Annotated in this window: 18 protein-coding genes; 11 read left to right on the top strand and 7 right to left on the bottom strand. The window is 74.6% G+C overall.

The features are described 5' to 3' along the window. Nucleotides 1-33 precede the first annotated feature (33 nt). Entirely contained in the window at nt 34-942 is a 909-nt protein-coding gene (locus OHA84_RS20520; protein WP_053681061.1) for a DUF3027 domain-containing protein, read from the bottom strand. Nucleotides 943-1,276: 334 nt separating this feature from the next. Between OHA84_RS20520 and OHA84_RS20515 the strand changes: the two genes are divergently transcribed. From OHA84_RS20515 to OHA84_RS20500, 4 genes are all read left to right on the top strand, one after another. After that, a complete protein-coding gene (locus OHA84_RS20515; protein ID WP_107089260.1) occupies nt 1,277-2,656 on the top strand; it encodes an MFS transporter in 1,380 nt (459 codons plus the stop codon). 139 nt (nt 2,657-2,795) lie between these two features. Continuing rightward, nucleotides 2,796-3,290 (top strand): hypothetical protein, encoded by a 495-nt coding sequence (locus tag OHA84_RS20510; protein WP_053681065.1) that lies wholly within the window; start codon nt 2,796-2,798, stop codon nt 3,288-3,290. 35 nt (nt 3,291-3,325) lie between these two features. Beyond that, nucleotides 3,326-4,057, top strand: a complete 732-nt coding sequence (locus tag OHA84_RS20505; RefSeq protein WP_266970361.1) for a futalosine hydrolase — start codon at nt 3,326-3,328, stop codon at nt 4,055-4,057. Next, a complete protein-coding gene (locus OHA84_RS20500) occupies nt 4,041-4,895 on the top strand; it encodes a 1,4-dihydroxy-6-naphthoate synthase (protein WP_266970362.1) in 855 nt (284 codons plus the stop codon). The genes OHA84_RS20505 and OHA84_RS20500 overlap by 17 nt, the downstream gene beginning before the upstream one ends. 79 nt (nt 4,896-4,974) lie before the next feature. Here OHA84_RS20500 and OHA84_RS20495 read toward each other — a convergent pair whose 3' ends face one another. Next, entirely contained in the window at nt 4,975-5,358 is a 384-nt protein-coding gene (locus OHA84_RS20495; RefSeq protein WP_053681072.1) for a cold-shock protein, read from the bottom strand. A gap of 176 nt (nt 5,359-5,534) precedes the next feature. Here OHA84_RS20495 and OHA84_RS20490 point away from each other — a divergent pair, with 176 nt between their 5' ends. Then, a complete protein-coding gene (locus tag OHA84_RS20490) occupies nt 5,535-5,795 on the top strand; it encodes a hypothetical protein (RefSeq protein WP_053681074.1) in 261 nt (86 codons plus the stop codon). A gap of 24 nt (nt 5,796-5,819) precedes the next feature. Here OHA84_RS20490 and OHA84_RS20485 read toward each other — a convergent pair whose 3' ends face one another. Continuing rightward, nucleotides 5,820-6,473, bottom strand: a complete 654-nt coding sequence (locus tag OHA84_RS20485) for an HAD family hydrolase (RefSeq protein ID WP_053681077.1) — start codon at nt 6,471-6,473, stop codon at nt 5,820-5,822. 96 nt (nt 6,474-6,569) lie between these two features. Continuing rightward, complete coding sequence (locus OHA84_RS20480; protein ID WP_266970363.1) at nt 6,570-7,583, bottom strand: hypothetical protein; 1,014 nt, start codon at nt 7,581-7,583, stop codon at nt 6,570-6,572. 130 nt (nt 7,584-7,713) lie between these two features. On the opposite strand from OHA84_RS20480, the gene OHA84_RS20475 reads away from it, so the two are divergent. Both OHA84_RS20475 and OHA84_RS20470 read left to right on the top strand, forming a co-directional pair. Continuing rightward, nucleotides 7,714-10,170: a helicase C-terminal domain-containing protein gene (locus OHA84_RS20475; RefSeq protein WP_266970365.1), complete on the top strand. Its 2,457-nt coding sequence runs from the start codon at nt 7,714-7,716 to the stop codon at nt 10,168-10,170. Nucleotides 10,171-10,563: 393 nt separating this feature from the next. After that, nucleotides 10,564-11,850 carry a hypothetical protein gene (locus OHA84_RS20470; protein ID WP_266970367.1) on the top strand — a complete coding sequence of 429 codons (1,287 nt, stop codon included), beginning with the start codon at nt 10,564-10,566 and terminating at the stop codon, nt 11,848-11,850. Here the strand turns inward: OHA84_RS20470 and OHA84_RS20465 are convergent. Beyond that, the gene (locus OHA84_RS20465) at nt 11,847-12,095 is read right to left on the bottom strand and encodes a hypothetical protein (RefSeq protein WP_266970368.1); all 249 of its coding nucleotides are present in this window, start codon (nt 12,093-12,095) and stop codon (nt 11,847-11,849) included. The genes OHA84_RS20470 and OHA84_RS20465 overlap by 4 nt on opposite strands. Nucleotides 12,096-12,104: 9 nt before the next feature. Between OHA84_RS20465 and OHA84_RS20460 the strand changes: the two genes are divergently transcribed. From OHA84_RS20460 to OHA84_RS20445, 4 genes are all read left to right on the top strand, one after another. Next, nucleotides 12,105-12,797, top strand: a complete 693-nt coding sequence (locus OHA84_RS20460) for an HAD family phosphatase (RefSeq protein WP_266970370.1) — start codon at nt 12,105-12,107, stop codon at nt 12,795-12,797. Between the two features lie 36 nt (nt 12,798-12,833). Next, the gene (locus tag OHA84_RS20455; RefSeq protein WP_266970372.1) at nt 12,834-13,424 is read left to right on the top strand and encodes a hypothetical protein; all 591 of its coding nucleotides are present in this window, start codon (nt 12,834-12,836) and stop codon (nt 13,422-13,424) included. A 543-nt stretch (nt 13,425-13,967) separates the two neighbouring features. Further along, nucleotides 13,968-15,611 (top strand): DNA repair helicase XPB, encoded by a 1,644-nt coding sequence (locus OHA84_RS20450; protein ID WP_053681094.1) that lies wholly within the window; start codon nt 13,968-13,970, stop codon nt 15,609-15,611. 57 nt (nt 15,612-15,668) lie between these two features. Next, entirely contained in the window at nt 15,669-15,950 is a 282-nt protein-coding gene (locus OHA84_RS20445) for a type II toxin-antitoxin system RelE/ParE family toxin (RefSeq protein WP_053681095.1), read from the top strand. On the opposite strand, the gene OHA84_RS20440 is transcribed toward OHA84_RS20445, so the two are convergent. Continuing rightward, a complete protein-coding gene (locus OHA84_RS20440; RefSeq protein WP_266970374.1) occupies nt 15,852-16,898 on the bottom strand; it encodes a glycosyltransferase family 87 protein in 1,047 nt (348 codons plus the stop codon). The two genes, OHA84_RS20445 and OHA84_RS20440, sit on opposite strands and share 99 nt — an antisense overlap. Nucleotides 16,899-17,028: 130 nt before the next feature. Beyond that, a complete protein-coding gene (locus OHA84_RS20435) occupies nt 17,029-17,214 on the bottom strand; it encodes a hypothetical protein (RefSeq protein WP_053681097.1) in 186 nt (61 codons plus the stop codon). Nucleotides 17,215-17,358: the final 144 nt, after the last annotated feature.

Below are 17,358 nucleotides of genomic sequence, written 5' to 3'. Positions count from 1 at the left end.
ACGGGGGCCGGGTCGCCGGGCGGGGCCGGCCCGTCAGGAGTGGCCGAGGTCCGCGGGGGTGAGGTCGCCGCTCGGCACCGAGCCGGTGTCGCGGGACGGCCGCAGGGGGAACTCGTCCGAGGCCATCGAGTCCAGCACCGGCGGCGCGGGACGCAGCGGCTTCGGCATGACCGCGGCCTCCGAGTGACCGCCGCAGCCGTAGGACAGGGAGACCAGCCGGCCGTCCGCGGGACCGAACTCGTTCGCGCAGACCCCGAAGGCCTGGCCCAGCGAGCCGCCGATCGCGACGAGGAACCCGCACGACACGCAGGAGGCGGGCGCCGCCTGGGCCATCGGGGTCTTCGCGCCGAACGCCTCGTCCCAGCGGTCCGCCGCGCTGTGCAGGCCGTAGCGGGACAGCACCCGCGCCCGCCGCATGCCCAGTTCCTCGGCCACCGAGGTGATGGAGCCGCGCACCGGCACGACGGTGCGGTCGGTGACGTCCGCGTCCTCGGCCTCGACCAGTTCGGCCATCTCGGTGGACACGACCGAGTTCGGCGGCGGCGCGTCCTCGCCCGACCAGCCGGACTCCAGCCGAAGGTCCTCGGCGTCGGTGGGCAGCAGGTCCCCGGGGCCCATGTCCCCGGGCCGCAGCCGCTCGCTCCACGGCACCCACTCGGGCGCCAGCAGGGCGTCGTCGCCCGGAAGCAGCACCGTTTCGTCGAGGGTGACGTTCTTCGCACGGGAGGCCCGGGTCACGGTGACGGCCCAGCGCCAACCGCGGTAGCCGGGATCCTTGCACTCGAAGAAGTGCGTGACGACCCGGTCGCCCTCGGCGATGACCGAGAGGTGCTCGCCCACCACTCCGGGGGCGGCGGCTTCCTCGGCCGCCGCGCGGGCGAGGTCTACCGCCTCGGCGCACAGGCGGTCGGGGGTACGGCTTCGCGTCGTCGCAGCACTCACAGGTCTCGTTCTCTCCTACGCCGTCTCACGAGTGCGCCGTCCGTACTGTCGTCCACAACGACCCGTCGGCTGTCCCTACGTAGCGCGGGCGGAGCGGACCAGAGGGCCGCGTCGACGTCCACGCCCGATCGGGTCCGGGCGCACCTACCTGCGATCCATTCTGCGGGATCACGAAGAGGCGCGCGGCCAGAGCAACCGCCGGTGGCGCGCTACGCACGCTACCTCCTCCGAAGCCTTCGGCCCACATGCAAGGTCCGATTCGCGGACAACCCAAGACCGGCCACGGGGTCCGAAACGCGCCGGGGGCCGTTCGGGAGGCGTCCGAGGGGGCCGAGTGGGGCACTATGGGCCCGTGGCACCCGTACGGTCGTCCGACGACGGCTCGGGACCGGCCAAGCGGGCCGGCCGGGCTGTCGGGCGCGCCCTGCACCTGCCCATCACCGGCACGGCACGCGGGATCCGGCGGGCCACGCACGCCCACGGGGCCGGCGAGTCGGGGCTCGGCAGACTCATCGAACTCCACGCCATCAACGGCGCCGGCGACGTCATGATCACCGTGGCGCTGGCCTCCACGGTGTTCTTCTCCGTCCCCACGGACGAGGCGCGCGGCCGGGTGGCGCTCTACCTCGCCATCACCATGGCCCCCTTCACCCTGCTGGCCCCCGTCATCGGCCCGCTGTTGGACCGACTGCCGCACGGTCGGCGCGCCGCGATGGCCGCGGCGATGCTGGCCCGGGCCCTGCTCGCGGTGATGATGTCCGGCGCGGTGGCCACCGGCGGACTGGAGCTGTACCCGGCCGCCCTGGGCGTCCTCGTCGCGTCGAAGGCGTACGGCGTGGTCCGCAGCGCCGTGGTGCCCCGACTGCTCCCGCCGAAGTTCTCCCTCGTCAAAGCGAACTCCCGGGTCACGCTGGCCGGCCTGCTCGCCACCGGGGCCGCCGCGCCGGTCGCGGCCGGACTCCACACGATCGGTCCGCCCTGGCCGCTGTACGGGGCGTGCGCGATCTTCATCTGGGGGACCTTCGCCGCGTTCGCGCTGCCGCACAAGGTCGACGAGGCCAAGGGTGAACGGCGGGCCCGGCTGTCCACGCACGAGGCGCACTCGCGCAAGCCCGGTCTGCGGACCGTGAGCCGTCCGGTGCTGTGCGGGCTGATGGCCAACGCGGCCATGCGCGGACTGTCCGGGTTCCTGATCTTCTTCCTGGCGTTCCTGCTGCGCGACCACCCGCTGGCCGGCCAGAGCGCGGCGGTGTCGCTGGGCATCGTGGGCGTCGCGGCCGGTCTGGGCAACGCGGTCGGCACGGCGGTGGGCGCGTGGCTGCGCGCCCGGGCGCCGGAGACCATCATCGCGGCGGTGCTGTCCCTGACCCTGGGGGTCGCGGTCCTGGCGGCCGTCTTCGTCAGCGGTCTGTTCATGGCGGTGCTGGCGGCCACGGCGGGGTTCTGCCAGGCCCTGGCGAAGCTGTCGCTGGACGCGATGATCCAGCGGGACGTCCCGGAGGCGGTGCGCACCTCGGCGTTCGCCCGCTCGGAGACCCTGCTGCAGATGGCGTGGGTGCTGGGCGGTGCGATCGGGATCGCGCTCCCGCTGAACGGGGTGCTGGGCATGGCCGTCGCGGCGGCCATCGTCGCCGCCGGCACCACGATGGCCCTGCGCGGCGTCCTCACCTCCCCGCGCAGGCCGCAGGGTTCCGCGCGGGCCCGGGTGGCGTAGTCGCCGGGCGCGCCGACCGCCGGGCCGGCCCCGGGCGGACCGCCGGGGCGGCGCCGTCCGGGCCGGCGGCGGAGCCACGCGCACCGCCGGAGGACCCCCGTGCGGCGACGAGGCCGGGCGGCCCGATAGCCTTCGGCTCATGACCGCACCGCTTTTCTCGGGTAGGGCCCGCCGCAGCGTCGCGGCCCTCGGAGCCGTGTCCGCCGGCCTCCTCCTCCTGTCCGCCTGCGACAAGCCGACGCCGCTCGCGACGGTGACCGTCGGCACGTCCTCGGTGTCCGCCGAAGCCGCCTGCCAGAACGACGGCAAGGAACTCTCCGTGGACAAGGTCCAGGAGTGCCTCACCAACGTGAAGGAAGCCAAGACCGTCGAGTACGGCCGCGGCGACACGCTGCGCCTCGGTGTCGAGCCCGAGGTCGTCGAGGACGGCAGGCAGTGGCAGGCCCTCCTGGACGGCCAGCCCATCACCGAGCCCTCCTCGAACACGTACCGCAGCTTCAGCGGCGCCGACGTCTTCGCGACCGGCGGCCAGGGCGAGGCGCCCACGTCGAAGATGCTCGGCTTCGTCCAGGTGGGCGAGGGCGGCAAGCCGCTCGCCGTCTGGGCGTTCAAGCTCAAGCTCAAGTCCAACTAGCCGGCTCCACGCAGTACTCGGCGAAGGGCAGCAGGGTGCGCGCGCTCATCGTGACCGCCGTGGCCGCGGAGGCAGACTCCGTGGTCGCCGGTCTCACCCCTCATCCGGACCCGGCCACGCCGGACCCGCGCACCCTGTCCCGCGGCGGCTACCTCGTCACCCGCCGGGACCTGCCCGGCCTCGCCGTCGACGTGCTCGTCGGCGGCGTCGGCCCGGCCGCCGCCGCGGCCGCCACGGCCACCGCGCTCGCGCTGGCCGACTACACGCTCGTCGTCTCCGCCGGCATCGGCGGCGGGTTCGCGCCCGCCGCCCCGCTCGGCACGCTCGTCGTCGCCGACGCGGTGGTGGCCGCCGACCTGGGCGCCGACACACCCGACGGGTACCTGTCCGTCGAGGCGCTCGGCTTCGGCCGGAGCGCGCACCTGCCGCCCGCCGAACTCGCCGCCCGCGCCGCCGAGGCGACCGGGGCGCTGCTCGCCCCCGTCCTCACCGTCTCCACCGTCACCGGCACCGCCGCGCGGGCCGCCGAGCTCGCCGCCCGGCACCCGCTCGCCGGCGCGGAGGCCATGGAGGGCTTCGGGGTGGCGGAGGCGGCCGCCGCGCACGGGTTGCCGGTGCTGGAGGTCCGCGCCGTGTCCAACGCGGTCGGACCCCGTGACCGTGACGCCTGGCGGATCGGGGACGCGCTGGCCGCGCTGGGCGACGGCTTCCGCGCGCTGGGACCCGTACTCGCCCACTGGGGAGGACAGCATGAACAGCACAGGTGAGCCGCTCCGCATCGCCTATTCGCCGTGCCCGAACGACACGTTCGTCTTCGACGCCTGGGCGCACGGCCGGGTCCCCGGGGCGCCCGAACTGGACGTCACCTTCGCCGACATCGACGTCACCAACGGCATGGCCGAGCGCGGTGAGCTGGACGTGCTGAAGGTGTCGTACGCCGTGCTGCCCTGGGTGTTGGAGGAGTACGCGCTGCTTCCCTGCGGCGGGGCGCTGGGGCGCGGCTGCGGCCCGCTGGTCCTCACCCGTGAGCCCGGGGTGGACCTGACCGGCGGGACCGTCGCCGTGCCGAGCGAACGGTCCACCGCCTACCTGTTGTTCCGGCTCTGGGCGGCGGACGTGCTGCCCGTGGGGGTCGGCAAGGTGGTCGTGCTGCCGTTCCACGAGATCATGCCCGCCGTGCGCGACGGCCGGGTGGACGCCGGACTGGTCATCCACGAGGCCCGGTTCACCTATCAGGACTACGGGCTGCACCGCCTGGCCGACATGGGCGAGCACTGGGAGTCCACCACCGGCCTGCCGATCCCGCTCGGGGCGATCATCGCCAGGCGCTCGCTGGGCGCGGACACGCTGCGCGCGCTCGCCGACGCGGCCCGCACGTCGGTCCGGATGGCGTGGGAGGACCCCGAGGCGTCCCGGCCGTACGTGCGCGCGCACGCGCAGGAGCTGGACCCGAAGGTCGCCGACCAGCACATCGGGCTGTACGTCAACGAGTTCACCGCCGACCTCGGCGACGCCGGGTACGCGGCCGTCCGCGGGCTGTTGACCAGGGCCGCGGCCGAGGGGCTGGTTCCGGCCATCGGGCCGGACGCGCTGGCCTTCCCGTAGCCGCGAGAGGTACCGAACCGACCGCGCCCCGCCGCTCTTTCGAGTGGCGGGGCGCGGTCGTGCGCGGAGTCGACGGGGGTCAGACGTCGAGTTGGTCGGCGACCGCCCGCAGCAGGCCGGCGATCTTCCCGCCGTGCACCTTGTCGGGGTAGCGGCCGCGTTCCAGCATGGGGGTGATGTTCTCCAGCAGGGTCGTCAGGTCCTGCACGATCGAGGCGAGCTCGTCCGGCTTGCGGCGCTGAGCGGCCGCGACCGAAGGCGTCGGATCCAGCACGGTCACCGAAAGTGCCTGGTCACCGCGTTGTCCCGCGACGACACCGAACTCGACCCGCTGGCCCGGCTTGAGGGCGTCCACCCCGGCAGGCAGCACCGACGAGTGGACGAAGACGTCGCCGCCGTCGTCGCGGGAGAGGAAGCCGAAGCCCTTCTCACTGTTGAACCACTTGACCTTGCCGGTAGGCACGTCCGTCCTCTGTCCTTGTACTCGTCGGGTCCGGGACACCGCGTGGGCGGTTCCGGATAGCAGCGCGGCGGGTCCCCTGACCCGCCACCTCCAGGCTAGTGCTCCGGAATCCGGAGACAAGTCGTTCGCCGGTCCTTCGCGCTCCGCCGCTTCGGCCAGGGAACTACCCTGGTGGGGTGACTGTTACTCCTCATCCCGACGACGACGCGGCCCGACCCGGCGACGGACTGGTCAAGGCCGGCGGCATCGTGTTCATCGCCGGCGCCGTCGCCACGCTCGCGACGATGGCCCCGCTCTTCCTCGACACCGACCCGTTCCCCTCGTACGCGTGGGCCGTCTGCATGCTGATGGGCGTCGGCTTCGCCATCTCGGCGGCGGGCGTGCTCCGCTCGGCCGCGGCGCAGCGCAAGGCGGCCCGGGCCTCCCAGGCCGCCTGAGGGCGTCGGCGTGCGCGGACGGGCTCAGACCTCGCGCGTGCGGACGTACTCCGTGAGCCACCGCGGCAGCGCGGTGAGGTCGGGGAGCACCACGTCGGCGCCGGCCGCGCGCAGCTCCGGCTCCGGGCAGGGGCCGGTCGGCACGGTCACCGAGACCGCGCCGGCCGCGCGGGCACCGCGTACGTCGCCCACGTGGTCGCCGACGTAGACCTGGGCGCCGTACTCGCGCAGGGCGACCGCCTTCGCCTCGGCCCACAGCCAACCGACGACCGCGTCCGGCTCGATGCCCAGGTGCCTCAGGTGCAGGACGGCGTTCGGCTGGTGCTTCGCCGTGACCACGATCGCGCGGCCGCCGAGCGCCTGGACGGCCTCGATCGCCTCGCGGGCGCCGGGCATCGCCGGGGTGGGGTCGATGGCGTGTGTGGGATAGATCTCCCGGTAGCGGTCGGCCATCGCGGGGATCTCCGCCGCCGGGAACCAGTTCGCGAGCTCCTCGTCCAGCGGCGGACCGAGCCGCGTGACCGCCTGGTCCGCGTCGATGAACGTACCGGTCTCGGCCGAGAGTGCCTGGTAGGCGGCCTTGATGCCGGGGCGCGAATCGATGAGGGTCATGTCGAGGTCGAAGCCGACCGTCAGCAGGGGGACGGCGGGCGCGGCGGACGCGGTCTCGGAGCTCATGCCGCCATTGTGCCGAGCCGGACCACGCGGGCGGGAACGCGGGCCGGGTCCCGTCTTGCCGGTCCGTGAACACCGGCGAGGTCCGAAGGACACCTCCTACCTGCGGCGCGCCCGCCACGCCAGGTAGAGCGCGGAGGCGACGCCGGCGACCCGGGCCAGCCACGGCCACATGTCCTGGAACACCCCGGACATCTGGTCGCCGGCCAACGCGTCGCCCCAGCGGCCGTCGCCGCGGCCCCACAGCCACACCACCGCCCCGGCGAAGACCGCGCCGGGTACGCCGAACACCACCGCCTTGCGCTCGGTCGGCCCCAGCACCCGCGAGGCGTACGCGAGGAGCCAGCCGCCCACGAGGAGCAGCCAGTAGCCGGTGACCGCGCCGACGACGAGCACCACGGCCGCCAGCAGCAGGAAGGCGTGCGGTTTGGGGCGGGCGACGGCGACGACCTCGGCGGCGGGTTCGGCCGCCGCCGCCTTCCGCTTCCGCCTGCGTTCGCGCAGGAAGCTCACGAGGGTCCTCGTGCGGGACTCGGGCGGTCCGGGCGGCTGCTTGGGCGGCGGCGCCGTGCCGGCCGGGTCCTCGTCCTCCTCCGGGTCCCTGAAGAGGTCGGGGATCTCGATCCCGCCCGCGAAGCCCTCGACCTGCGGCCCCCCGAACCCGCCCGGTCCGCCCGGGGACAGCCGCCACCAGTCGGGCTCGGCGTCTCCCCCGTCACCGAGCTCGTCGAGCCCGGCCAGGTGCGGCGGCACGTTCTCGGCGGGGCGCGGCTGCGGGGCGGGTTTGCGACGCAGGCCCGTGCGCTGCGTCGGCACGGCGGGCGACGGCTCGGGGGCGGGGTCGGGGCGCGCGGGGGCGGCGGAGGTACCGGACGCCGGCCGGCTCAGGGTGCCCAGCGTGTCCAACACCTCCTCCGGCGTGCCGATCCGCTCCAGGATGCGCCGTACCGCCGCCGGGGTCTCCGGTTCGTACTTGGCGCGCCGACGGTCGATCTCGTCCCGCAACCCCGACACCAGCCGCATCCGGTCACCCGACGGCAACTGCCGCCGCTGCGCCAAGTCCCCGACCCTGCTGAGATATTCGTAGACCAGTTGGTCGCTCTCGATGCCCACGCCCCGACTCCTCCCGTCCCGTCTGTCCCGAAGGTAGCGCGTGCGCCCGTGGAGCCGGCGCGGGCACAGCGGATACCGTTGACCGGATGGGGACCGGCCGACGACCGGCCGACGTGACCAGGAGGCGACAGTGCCCGAGCCAAGCAACGCCGCGGGAGCTGCCGGAACCGCGGCGAGCGCCCCGCGCTCCCTCGCCGAGGCGCTGCGCGCCCGCGACGACGTGGCGCTCGCCGCGCTGCTGCACGCCCGCCCGGACCTGCTGAACCCGGTACCGGGCGATGTGACCCAGCTGGCCACCCGGGCCGGTACCCGGGCGTCGGTGCTGCGCGCCCTGGACCGGCTGGACCGGTTCGCCCTCCAGACGGCGGAGGCCCTCGCGGTCGCCCCGGACCCCTGCCCGTACCCGGTGCTGGAGGCGCTGCTGACCGGCGACACCGGGACCGCCTGCGCCGAGGACAACGGAGCCCGTGCCGCCCTCCCCCGGGCCCTGGGCACCCTGCGCGACCAGGCCCTGGTGTGGGGGGACCACGAGCGGCTGCGGTTGGTGCGCACCGCCCGGGAACTGCTCGCCCCGGCCGCCGGCAGACCGTCCCCGACCGGGCTGGGCCCGACGGTCGCCGAGGCCACCGCGGGGATGTCCCCGACCCGGGTGCAGGAGATCGTGGCGGCGGCCGGGCTGCCCGCCACCCACGACCCGGTGTCGGCGGTGACCGCGCTGACCGGGCTGTTCACCGACCCGGAGCGCATGTCGGCGCTCCTCGACGAGGCGCCGGCGGAGGCGCACCAGGTGCTGGGGCGGCTCGTGTGGGGGCCGCCGTACGGGGAGGTCACCCCGAACCCGACGCCGCCGGTGCGCTGGCTGCGGGACCGGGGGCTGCTGCTGCCCTCCTCGGCGCGGACCGTGGTCCTGCCCCGCGAGGTGGCGCTGTACCTGCGGGGCGGGCTCGCGCACCGCGTGACGGAGCCGGTGGCGCCCGCGGTGCCCGCGCACCGCGAGCACCGTCCACAGCTTGTGGACGCGAACGCGGCGGGGCAGGCGCTCGCCGCGCTGTCGACCGTCGAGGAGCTGGTGAAGTCCTGGGAGCACGCCGGGCCGGCGGTGCTGCGAGCCGGCGGGCTGTCCGTACGGGACCTCAAGCGGGCGGCGTCGACCCTGGACGCCACCGAGACGTCGGCGGCGTTCTGGATCGAACTCGCCTACGCGGCAGGCCTGTTGGCGAGCGACGGCGAGGCCGACGAGCGGTACGCGCCCACCCCCGCCTTCGACGACTGGTGCGAACTCCCGCCCGCGGAACGCTGGTCGACGCTCGCGCGGGCCTGGCTGCCCGCCACCCGAACCTCCGCCCTCGTCGGCGAACAGGACGGCAAGGGCCGCACCCTGGCGGCCCTCGGCCCGGACCTCGACCGGTCCGCCGCACCGGAGGTCCGCCGCCGGGTCCTCGACCTGCTCGCCGAACTGCCCGAGGGCGGTTCCGCCGACCCGGACACCCTCTTCGCCCGGCTCGCCTGGGAACGCCCGGTGCGCGGCACGAGCGATCTGCGCGCCCGCCTCGCGCACTGGACCCTGACCGAGGCCGAGGTCCTCGGCGTCACCGGCCGCGGCGCGTTGGCCGCCTTCGGCCGGGCCCTGCTCGAACACCGTGACCCGGCGCCGCTGCTCGCCCCGCTGCTGCCCGAGCCGGTGGACCACGTCCTGCTCCAGGCCGACCTGACGGCGGTGGCCCCCGGGCCGCTGCGCCGCGGGATCGGCGACGTCCTGGCCACGCTGGCCGACGTGGAGTCCAAGGGCGGGGCGACGGTGTACCGCTTCACCCCGGGTTCGGTGCGCAGGGCCCTGGACTCCGGGCACACCGCCGTCGACCTGCACGCCTTCCTCGCCGAGCACAGCCGCACCCCCGTCCCGCAGCCGCTGGCGTACCTGATCGACGACGTGGCGCGGCGGCACGGACACCTGCGCGTGGGCGCCGCCTCCTCGTACGTGCGCTGCGACGACGACGCCATGCTGGGCGAGATCCTCGCCGACAAGCGCTCCGCCGGACTGGGGCTGCGCCGGCTCGCGCCCACGGTGCTGGCCGCGCAGGCCGACCCGACGGTGCTGCTCGACGGGTTGCGGGCGATGGGCTACGCCCCGGCCGCCGAGTCCCGTACCGGCGACGTGCTCGTCGCCCGGGCCGACGCGCACCGCACGCCGGCGCGTTCGGCGCCGACCCCGGTACCGGACGGGCCGCCGGTCCCGGACGCGACCCTGCTCGGAGCGGCCGTACGGGCGATCCGCGCGGGCGACCTGGCGGCGACGGCGGTCCGCAAGGAACCCGCGCCGTCCGCGGGCCTCGCCGGCGCCCCGGGCGAACTCCCGCGCACGAGCGCGGCGGAGACCCTGGCGACGGTGCAGGCGGCCGCACTGACGGGGTCGGCGGTGTGGATCGGGTACGTCAACGCGGAGGGCGCGGCGAGCCAGCGCGTCCTCGCCCCGGTGCGGGTGGAGGGCGGCTTCGTCACCGGCTACGACCACACGGCCGACGAGGTGCGCACGTACGCGCTGCACCGGATCACGGGTGTCGCGGAACTGGCGGAGGACCAGGTCTAGAGGGGGAGGACCGGGGCCCGGGGGTCATGTCCGGGGGCCGGGGGCCCGGGGATCATGTCCGGGGGCCGGGGGCCAGGTCTGGAGGCCGGGGACCAGGTCTGGAAGTGGCCGAGACGATTCCGTTATCGCAGGTCAGAGGGCATGGAGGGGCTTGCGGAGGCTGTTGCGCGACGGTGACGTTTCGACGACGGATCAGAGATGCGCCGCGTGTGAAGATCAGTTCATCGCAGCAGCGACCGGGGGGAACGAAGCCGGGCCGCCGGCGAGATCCCGCACCACCGGACCGGCGTTCCACCGCCGGCCACCTCGTTCGGCCGTTCCCACCTCTGCTCCGCCTCTGGCCTCTCGGCCGCCACTGCCGTCTGATCCTGTTGATTCCCGGGGGAATTCACCATGTCCGCTCGCACCGTCGCCCGCCGCACCCTGCGCACCGCCGGCTCCACCGCCGTCGTCGCCGCCATCGCCGGTACGGCCCTGATGCCGCTGTCGGCCCACGCCGAAGAGGGCGCCCCCCGGGCGCTGAAGACCACGATGAGCGCACCGGTGCCGAGCGGCCCGCTGGCCCGGGGCGGAGCCACCGAGACCTTCGACCTGACGGTGACCAACCCGACGGACAAGGCCTCCTCGTACCACCCGTGGCTGCTCCTCGACCACACCGGCGACATCCCGCTCCAGCAGAAGGACGTGGTCTACAAGATCGCCCCGGTGGACGCCCCGGCGACCGACTCCCGCATCGGACAGCAGGACGGCCAGTGGCAGGGCCTGTTCCACCCGGCCGGCAAGTCCGCCGGCGACGGCTTCCTGATCCCGGCCGGCGGCAGGATGACCTGGAAGGTCACCATCGGCCTGGGCACGAGCTACCCGACCCACGACGGCGACTTCACGCTGGTCGCGGCGAGCTCCGCCGGCGAGATCTCCCAGGGCAACGAGGCCTCCCTGACCTTCAAGACCGTCCCGGTGGGCAAGCCCGGCAAGCTGGACGCCTCGTTCGTCAACGAGGGCCCCTGCGAGGGCGGCTCGGCACCCGACTGCCGGGAGATGGACCTGCGCCTGCGGTCCACCGGTGACGGCGTGCTCGGCTCCGACCTGGCCTCCTGGCTCCAGCTCGACGCCCCCGGCCACTCGGACGCCGACCTCCGGGCGCGCGTCAAGGTCGACGGCGTGTGGAAGGACCTGAAGGGCGACGGGCACACCTTCAACCTGCCGGTCATCCCGAAGGGCTTCGGCGCCGCCTCCGGCGACCGCGTCACGCGCGTACAGATCAAGCTCGGCCCGAAGACGGGGATCAAGAAGCTCACCCCGGTCACGGTGCGCGCGTCGATCGGTCTGGCCGAGGACAACACCTACCCGTTCCTGGAAGCCGACCGCAAGATCGAGCTCGGCCCGAAGCCCTCGCCCACCGCCCCGACCCCGACCGGCTCCACGACCACCACCCCCGCGCCGACGAAGCCCGCACCCGGCGCGCCGAAGCCGACCGGCTCCGCGACCACCGCCCCGGCGGCCCCGGCCACCGCCCACACCCCGGGCACGGCCAACGCCCCGGCCGCGACCGGATCCCTCGCGCACACCGGCGCCGACTCCGACACCGGCCTGTACGCCGGGCTCGCCGGCGTCCTCGTCGCCCTCGGCGGCGCTGTCGCCTGGATCGGCGCCCGCCGCCGACGCGCCGCCCGCGGCTAGTCCCGGCCACCGCGGTCGCCGCGGCCGCTGTTGCTGTCGTCGCCGTTGTCGTCGCCGTTGTCGCAGCCGTTGTCGTTGCCGCCGTTGTCGTTGTCGTTGCCGTTGCCGTTGCCGCCGGCGTAACTGTCGCCGAGCGTCTCCCTGTCGTACCGCGGCGCCCCCGGAGGGGCCGGCACACCACGTGCCGGCCCCTCCGGCGTGCTCGCCGCGATCCCCCGCTCCGGCCGCTCCGGCCGCTCTGGCATGATCCACCGGTGACCAGCCCAGCCGCCGCACCCCTTCCCGCCTCCCGTCACGTCCTGTTCGACGTGGACGGCACGCTGATCGACGCCGTCGCCAACCAGCGCCGGGTCTGGGAGACCTGGGCCGCGCGGTACGGCCTGGACGCCGACGAGGTCCACGCGGTGGCCCTGCGCACCCGCCCGATGGAGACCTTCGCGGCCGTCGCCCCCGACCACGACCCGCACGCGTGCCTGGCCGCGCTGCACGAGCTGGAGGACGAGGACGTCCGGTCCGGCGTCTACGAGGCTTTCGACGGCGCGGCCGAGCTGTTGACCGCGCTTCCCCCGGGCAGTTGGGGGCTGGTGACCTCCAACTACGAGCACCGGGTACGCGGGCGCTTCGACCGGACGGGCCTGCCGGTCCCCCCGGTGCTCGTGGACGCCGCCTCCGCCACCGAGGGCAAGCCCTCCCCCGCGCCGTACCTGCTGGGTGCCCGCCGGCTCGGCGCGACGCCTGCCCGGTGCCTGGTCGTGGAGGACGCCCCGTCGGGCATCCGGTCGGGGCTGCGCGCCGGCATGACCGTCTGGTCCGTCAACGCCCCCGCCCCGGCGGCCGGTGCCCACCGCCACTTCCCGACGCTGCGCGAGGCCGTCCCCGCCATCCTCGCCTTCGTCGCCTCCACGGCAGCCCCGACGCACCCGGCCCCCACCCCTCCCCCTGTCTGACGGCGGCCTGAGGGCCGCCGGGTTACCGTCGAGCCCGTGGACGGCGGCATGGGCGGTGACATGGACACGGGTGCGGGTGCGGGCGTGGACGGGGGTGCGGGCATGAGCCGGGGTGCGGGCGTGAGCCGGGGTGCGGGCGTGGACGCGCGGGTCGTGCCGGAAGGCAGCGTGGTCGTGGCAGAGTTCGGCGCGCTGGAGGACTGTGGGGGACGGCCGGTCCGGTTCGCCGTCCGGCGGGCGGCCGCGGACGGAACCTGGCTGGTCGAGATCGCCCCGCACGTGCTCGGCGTGGCGCGCGCCGAGGACCTGCGGCACTTCGCCCACGGCATCCTCGACACCCTCGCGGCCGGGGCCGGCGAATCCGACTTCCTGGACCTGTACGACGACGGCCGCACCGAGGCGACGGCGGTCGTCGGCTTCGACGAGGACCTGCCGTACGTCATCGTCGACGCCTACACCCACGTCTTCGGCCCCGCCCGGGATCGGATCGACGCCCCGCCGAGCGGCGAGGCAACGCACCCCAACCCGGTCGCCACCGCCCACCTGGAGGTGGTCAGCGCCTCCCGCGCCGACCCGCGGGCCCTGGAGTCCGGCGCCCGCGCCCTGCTGGCCGCACTCAACGGCTGAGCGGCACCGGACCCGCCCCCGCCACCCAAGCCCGACCGGGAGCCCGGCGAGCCCAGGCGCGCTCGCACCACGCCCCGGCCCCGTCGGCTCTCCGGCTCCGTCGGCTGCCCGGCTTTGTCGACTCCCTCGGCCCCCCGGCTCCGTCGACTCCCTCGGCTCCCCGGCTCCCAGCTCCGTCGGTTCCATGGACTCCCTCGGCTCCCCGGCTCCCTCGGTTCCGTCGACTCCTCGGCTCCCCGGCTCCCTGGCACCCCCGGCCCCTCGGCCCCGTCGCCTCCCCGGCCGCCCCGGCCCCGTCGGCTGCCCGGCACCCCCGGCCCCCCTCGGCCCCCCGGCCCCGTCGGCCGCCCCGGCCGCCGCCCCGGCACCGGACGTACCCGCCGGCCGCCCCGCCCGGTCCGGAGCCCGCGGTGCCGGGGGGCGGGCTCGCGGGCCGCGTCCCGGTCCGTCGGCCCCAGAACCACCCCGCCCGCGGAGCGATGCGGCAGACTGGAGGTTTGGCCGTCCGCGTTCGGGCGGTCGCCACCACCGGAAGGGACCTCTGTGAACGGGCCTCTCATCGTCCAGAGCGACAAGACACTCCTTCTCGAGGTCGACCACGAGCTCGCCGGCGCCGCGCGCCGGGCCATCGCCCCGTTCGCCGAGCTGGAGCGGGCCCCCGAGCACATCCACACCTACCGGATCACCCCGCTCGGCCTGTGGAACGCCCGCGCGGCGGGACACGACGCCGAGCAGGTCGTGGACGCCCTCGTGGAGTTCTCCCGCTACCCCGTCCCGCACGCCCTGCTCGTCGACGTCGCCGAGACCATGGCCCGCTACGGCCGCCTCACCCTCTCCAAGCACCCCGTCCACGGGCTGGTCCTGACCAGCACCGACCGGCCCGTGCTGGAGGAGATCCTGCGGTCCAAGCGGATCATTCCGCTCGTCGGCGCCCGGCTCGACCCCGACACCGTGGCCGTACACCCCTCCGAGCGCGGGCAGATCAAGCAGACCCTGCTCAAGCTGGGGTGGCCGGCCGAGGACCTCGCCGGGTACGTCGACGGCGAGGCGCACCAGATCGACCTGGTCGAGGACGGCTGGGCGCTGCGCCCGTACCAGCAGCAGGCCGTCGAGGGCTTCTGGCACGGCGGCTCCGGCGTGGTCGTGCTGCCCTGTGGCGCCGGCAAGACGCTGGTCGGCGCGGGCGCCATGGCGATGGCCAAGGCGACCACGTTGATCCTGGTCACGAACACCGTCTCCGCCCGCCAGTGGAAGCACGAGCTGATCAAGCGGACCTCCCTGACGGAGGAGGAGATCGGCGAGTACTCCGGCACCCGCAAGGAGATCCGGCCCGTCACGATCGCCACCTACCAGGTGCTGACGACGAAGCGGAAGGGCGTCTACCCGCACCTGGAGCTCTTCGACTCCCGGGACTGGGGCCTGATCCTCTACGACGAGGTGCACCTGCTGCCCGCGCCGGTCTTCAAGTTCACCGCCGACCTCCAGGCCCGCCGTCGCCTCGGACTGACGGCGACGCTGGTGCGCGAGGACGGGCGCGAGTCGGACGTGTTCTCGCTGATCGGGCCCAAGCGGTTCGACGCCCCCTGGAAGGAGATCGAGGCGCAGGGCTACATCGCCCCGGCTGACTGCGTCGAGGTGCGCGTCAACCTCACCGACTCCGAGCGGCTCGCGTACGCCACCGCCGAGACGGAGGAGAAGTACCGCTTCTGCGCGACGACGGCGACGAAGCGGAAGGTCACCGAGGCGCTGGTGCGCAAGCACCAGGGCGAGCAGACGCTGGTCATCGGGCAGTACATCGACCAGCTCGACGAACTCGGCGAGCACTTGGACGCGCCCGTCATCAAGGGCGAGACCTCCAACGCGCAGCGCGAGAAGCTCTTCAACGCTTTCCGCGAGGGCGAGATCAGCGTCCTCGTCGTCTCCAAGGTGGCGAACTTCTCCATCGACCTGCCCGAGGCGACGGTCGCCATCCAGGTGTCCGGCACCTTCGGCTCCCGGCAGGAGGAGGCACAGCGCCTCGGCCGCGTGCTGCGCCCGAAGGCCGACGGCCACGAGGCGCGCTTCTACTCGGTCGTCGCCCGCGACACGATCGACCAGGACTTCGCCGCACACCGCCAACGCTTCCTGGCCGAACAGGGCTACGCGTACCGGATCATGGACGCCGACGAGCTCCTGACCAACGACTGAGGGGGGTCGGGGCGGGGCACTACGCTGGAAGTGACCCGTCCGGGCAAGGAGAGACGCATGGCGCACCAGGAGATCTACGAAGTCCTCTTCACGGAGTCGGCGGGCCGCGATCGGGACCGGCTGGACCCACCGCGCCGGGCGTCCTTCGACAAGGCCCTCGACATACTGGCGCGTGACCCCTACACGGAGTTGTCCCGGCCGATAGGCGCGGGCGAACAGGATCGTGAGATCCGGCTGACGTCACAGATCGTGGCGGAGTACATGGTGTCGCGCGGGCGTCTGCTGCTCGTGGTGCTGCGGGTCTTCGACGACGCGGACATCCTCCTCCCCGAGGGCTGATCTCGGGGAGGGCACCCCGTCCCGGGCCTCGCCCGATGCCTCAAACGATGCCTCGCCCGGGCCTTCTGCCGGGGTCTCCTCCGCGATCGACCCCGCGACCGACCCCGCGACCGACCCCGCGACCGATGCGGCAACCGATGCGGCAACCGATGCGGCGGTCTGCCCGGGGGCCGGGTCCGGGCGGCCGTGCGCCCTGTGTCGGCGGGCGCGGTGCTCACGGTGGGCCCGGCGGACCGTACGCGCGAGGTACGCCAGCAGCGGGACGCACCACACCCACAGGGGCGGCCAGTCCGGCAGCAGTGCCAGGCCGCTCGCGGGAAGGTGGCGGGTCCAGAACTCCGCGGAGGCCTGCGGGAGCACGAGCAGGCCCAGCAGGCCGGTACCGGCGAACGCGGCCAGGGCCGTCAGGCCGGTCCGGACGCGGCCCGCCAGCAGCAGGTACGCGATGAGGACCGCCGGGGTCAGGGTGATCCCCGCGGCGGTGCCCAACGCGAATCCCCGGCCCAGCGCGGCCGGGGGGCGGCTCAGGTCCCAGACGGCGAGGCAGGCCAGCGCCAGGTTGATCTGACCGGGCAACGGGGCCTGGAACAGCGGCTCCAGCCACAGCCCGGCGATGGTCGCGGCCAACACCGGACCCGGCCGTGCGCGCAGCCCCGCGAGGCGGCACGACAGCAGGATCAGCAGGGCGAGCAGCCCGGCGCTGCCGAGGAGGAGCACGGCTCTCAGCACACCGGTCGGCAGCCAGGCGGCCGGCGTGAACAGGATCGCCGCGAACGGCGGATAGGCGGCCGGCGGATGCCACTCCGCGGCGGAGAAACCGCGTGCGAGCGCGTCGGCCATGGGGACGCGCAAGGCGATGCAGAGCACGCCCAGCGCGAGCAGCGAGCCCGTCACCAGCACGCCGGCGAGGAACGACGGCAAGCGGTCGGGGGCGGGACTCCGGGTCACGAAGCGTGACCCTAGTGGATCAGCGGTGGGCCGCAGTCGGATCAGGCCACGACCCCGGTGCGGGCGAGCCGTCGGAACCGGGCCGGGGGGACGGGGTACGCGGACGCGCCGGCGAGGCGCGGCGTCCTCGTCAGCGGCGTATGACGCCCGCGTCCTCGGCGTACTCGCCCAGGACGACGACGCTCACCGCGGTGGCGGCGAAGACCTTGGCGGCGCGCAGGAGGCTGCCGACGCCGAGGCGCGGACGGGAATCGGAAGTGGCGGTGGCCCCGCTCGGGAGGCCGCCCCGGATCGGTGTGAAGGTTGCGGTGCTCATGTATCCATGATGCGTTTTCGCCCTGGATGTCACATCGGCCGCGGGACGGAATCACCAGGGCTTCCGTGTCCTCCTCAAGGCGCAGGTCACCCCCGAGTCCCCCTACCCGAGGTCTGACACACGCGGGTATGACACCCGGACGGG

Origin of the sequence: Streptomyces sp. NBC_00513 (genome assembly GCF_041431415.1) — a bacterium.
Lineage (GTDB): Bacteria > Actinomycetota > Actinomycetes > Streptomycetales > Streptomycetaceae > Streptomyces.
The sequence above is the reverse complement of the archived record's forward strand: the minus strand, read 5'-3'. Positions and strand labels throughout refer to the sequence as shown.

Bases quoted from the DNA above. Each gene is read 5' to 3' on its own strand.
- OHA84_RS20465 (WP_266970368.1), bottom strand. From the start codon at position 12,095: ATGCCAGAGCGGCCGGAGCGGCCGGAGCGGGGGATCGCGGCGAGCACG.
- OHA84_RS20470 (WP_266970367.1), top strand. From the start codon at position 10,564: ATGTCCGCTCGCACCGTCGCCCGCCGCACCCTGCGCACCGCCGGCTCC.
- OHA84_RS20435 (WP_053681097.1), bottom strand. From the start codon at position 17,214: ATGAGCACCGCAACCTTCACACCGATCCGGGGCGGCCTCCCGAGCGGG.
- OHA84_RS20500 (WP_266970362.1), top strand. From the start codon at position 4,041: ATGAACAGCACAGGTGAGCCGCTCCGCATCGCCTATTCGCCGTGCCCG.
- OHA84_RS20485 (WP_053681077.1), bottom strand. From the start codon at position 6,473: ATGAGCTCCGAGACCGCGTCCGCCGCGCCCGCCGTCCCCCTGCTGACG.
- OHA84_RS20445 (WP_053681095.1), top strand. From the start codon at position 15,669: ATGGCGCACCAGGAGATCTACGAAGTCCTCTTCACGGAGTCGGCGGGC.
- OHA84_RS20510 (WP_053681065.1), top strand. From the start codon at position 2,796: ATGACCGCACCGCTTTTCTCGGGTAGGGCCCGCCGCAGCGTCGCGGCC.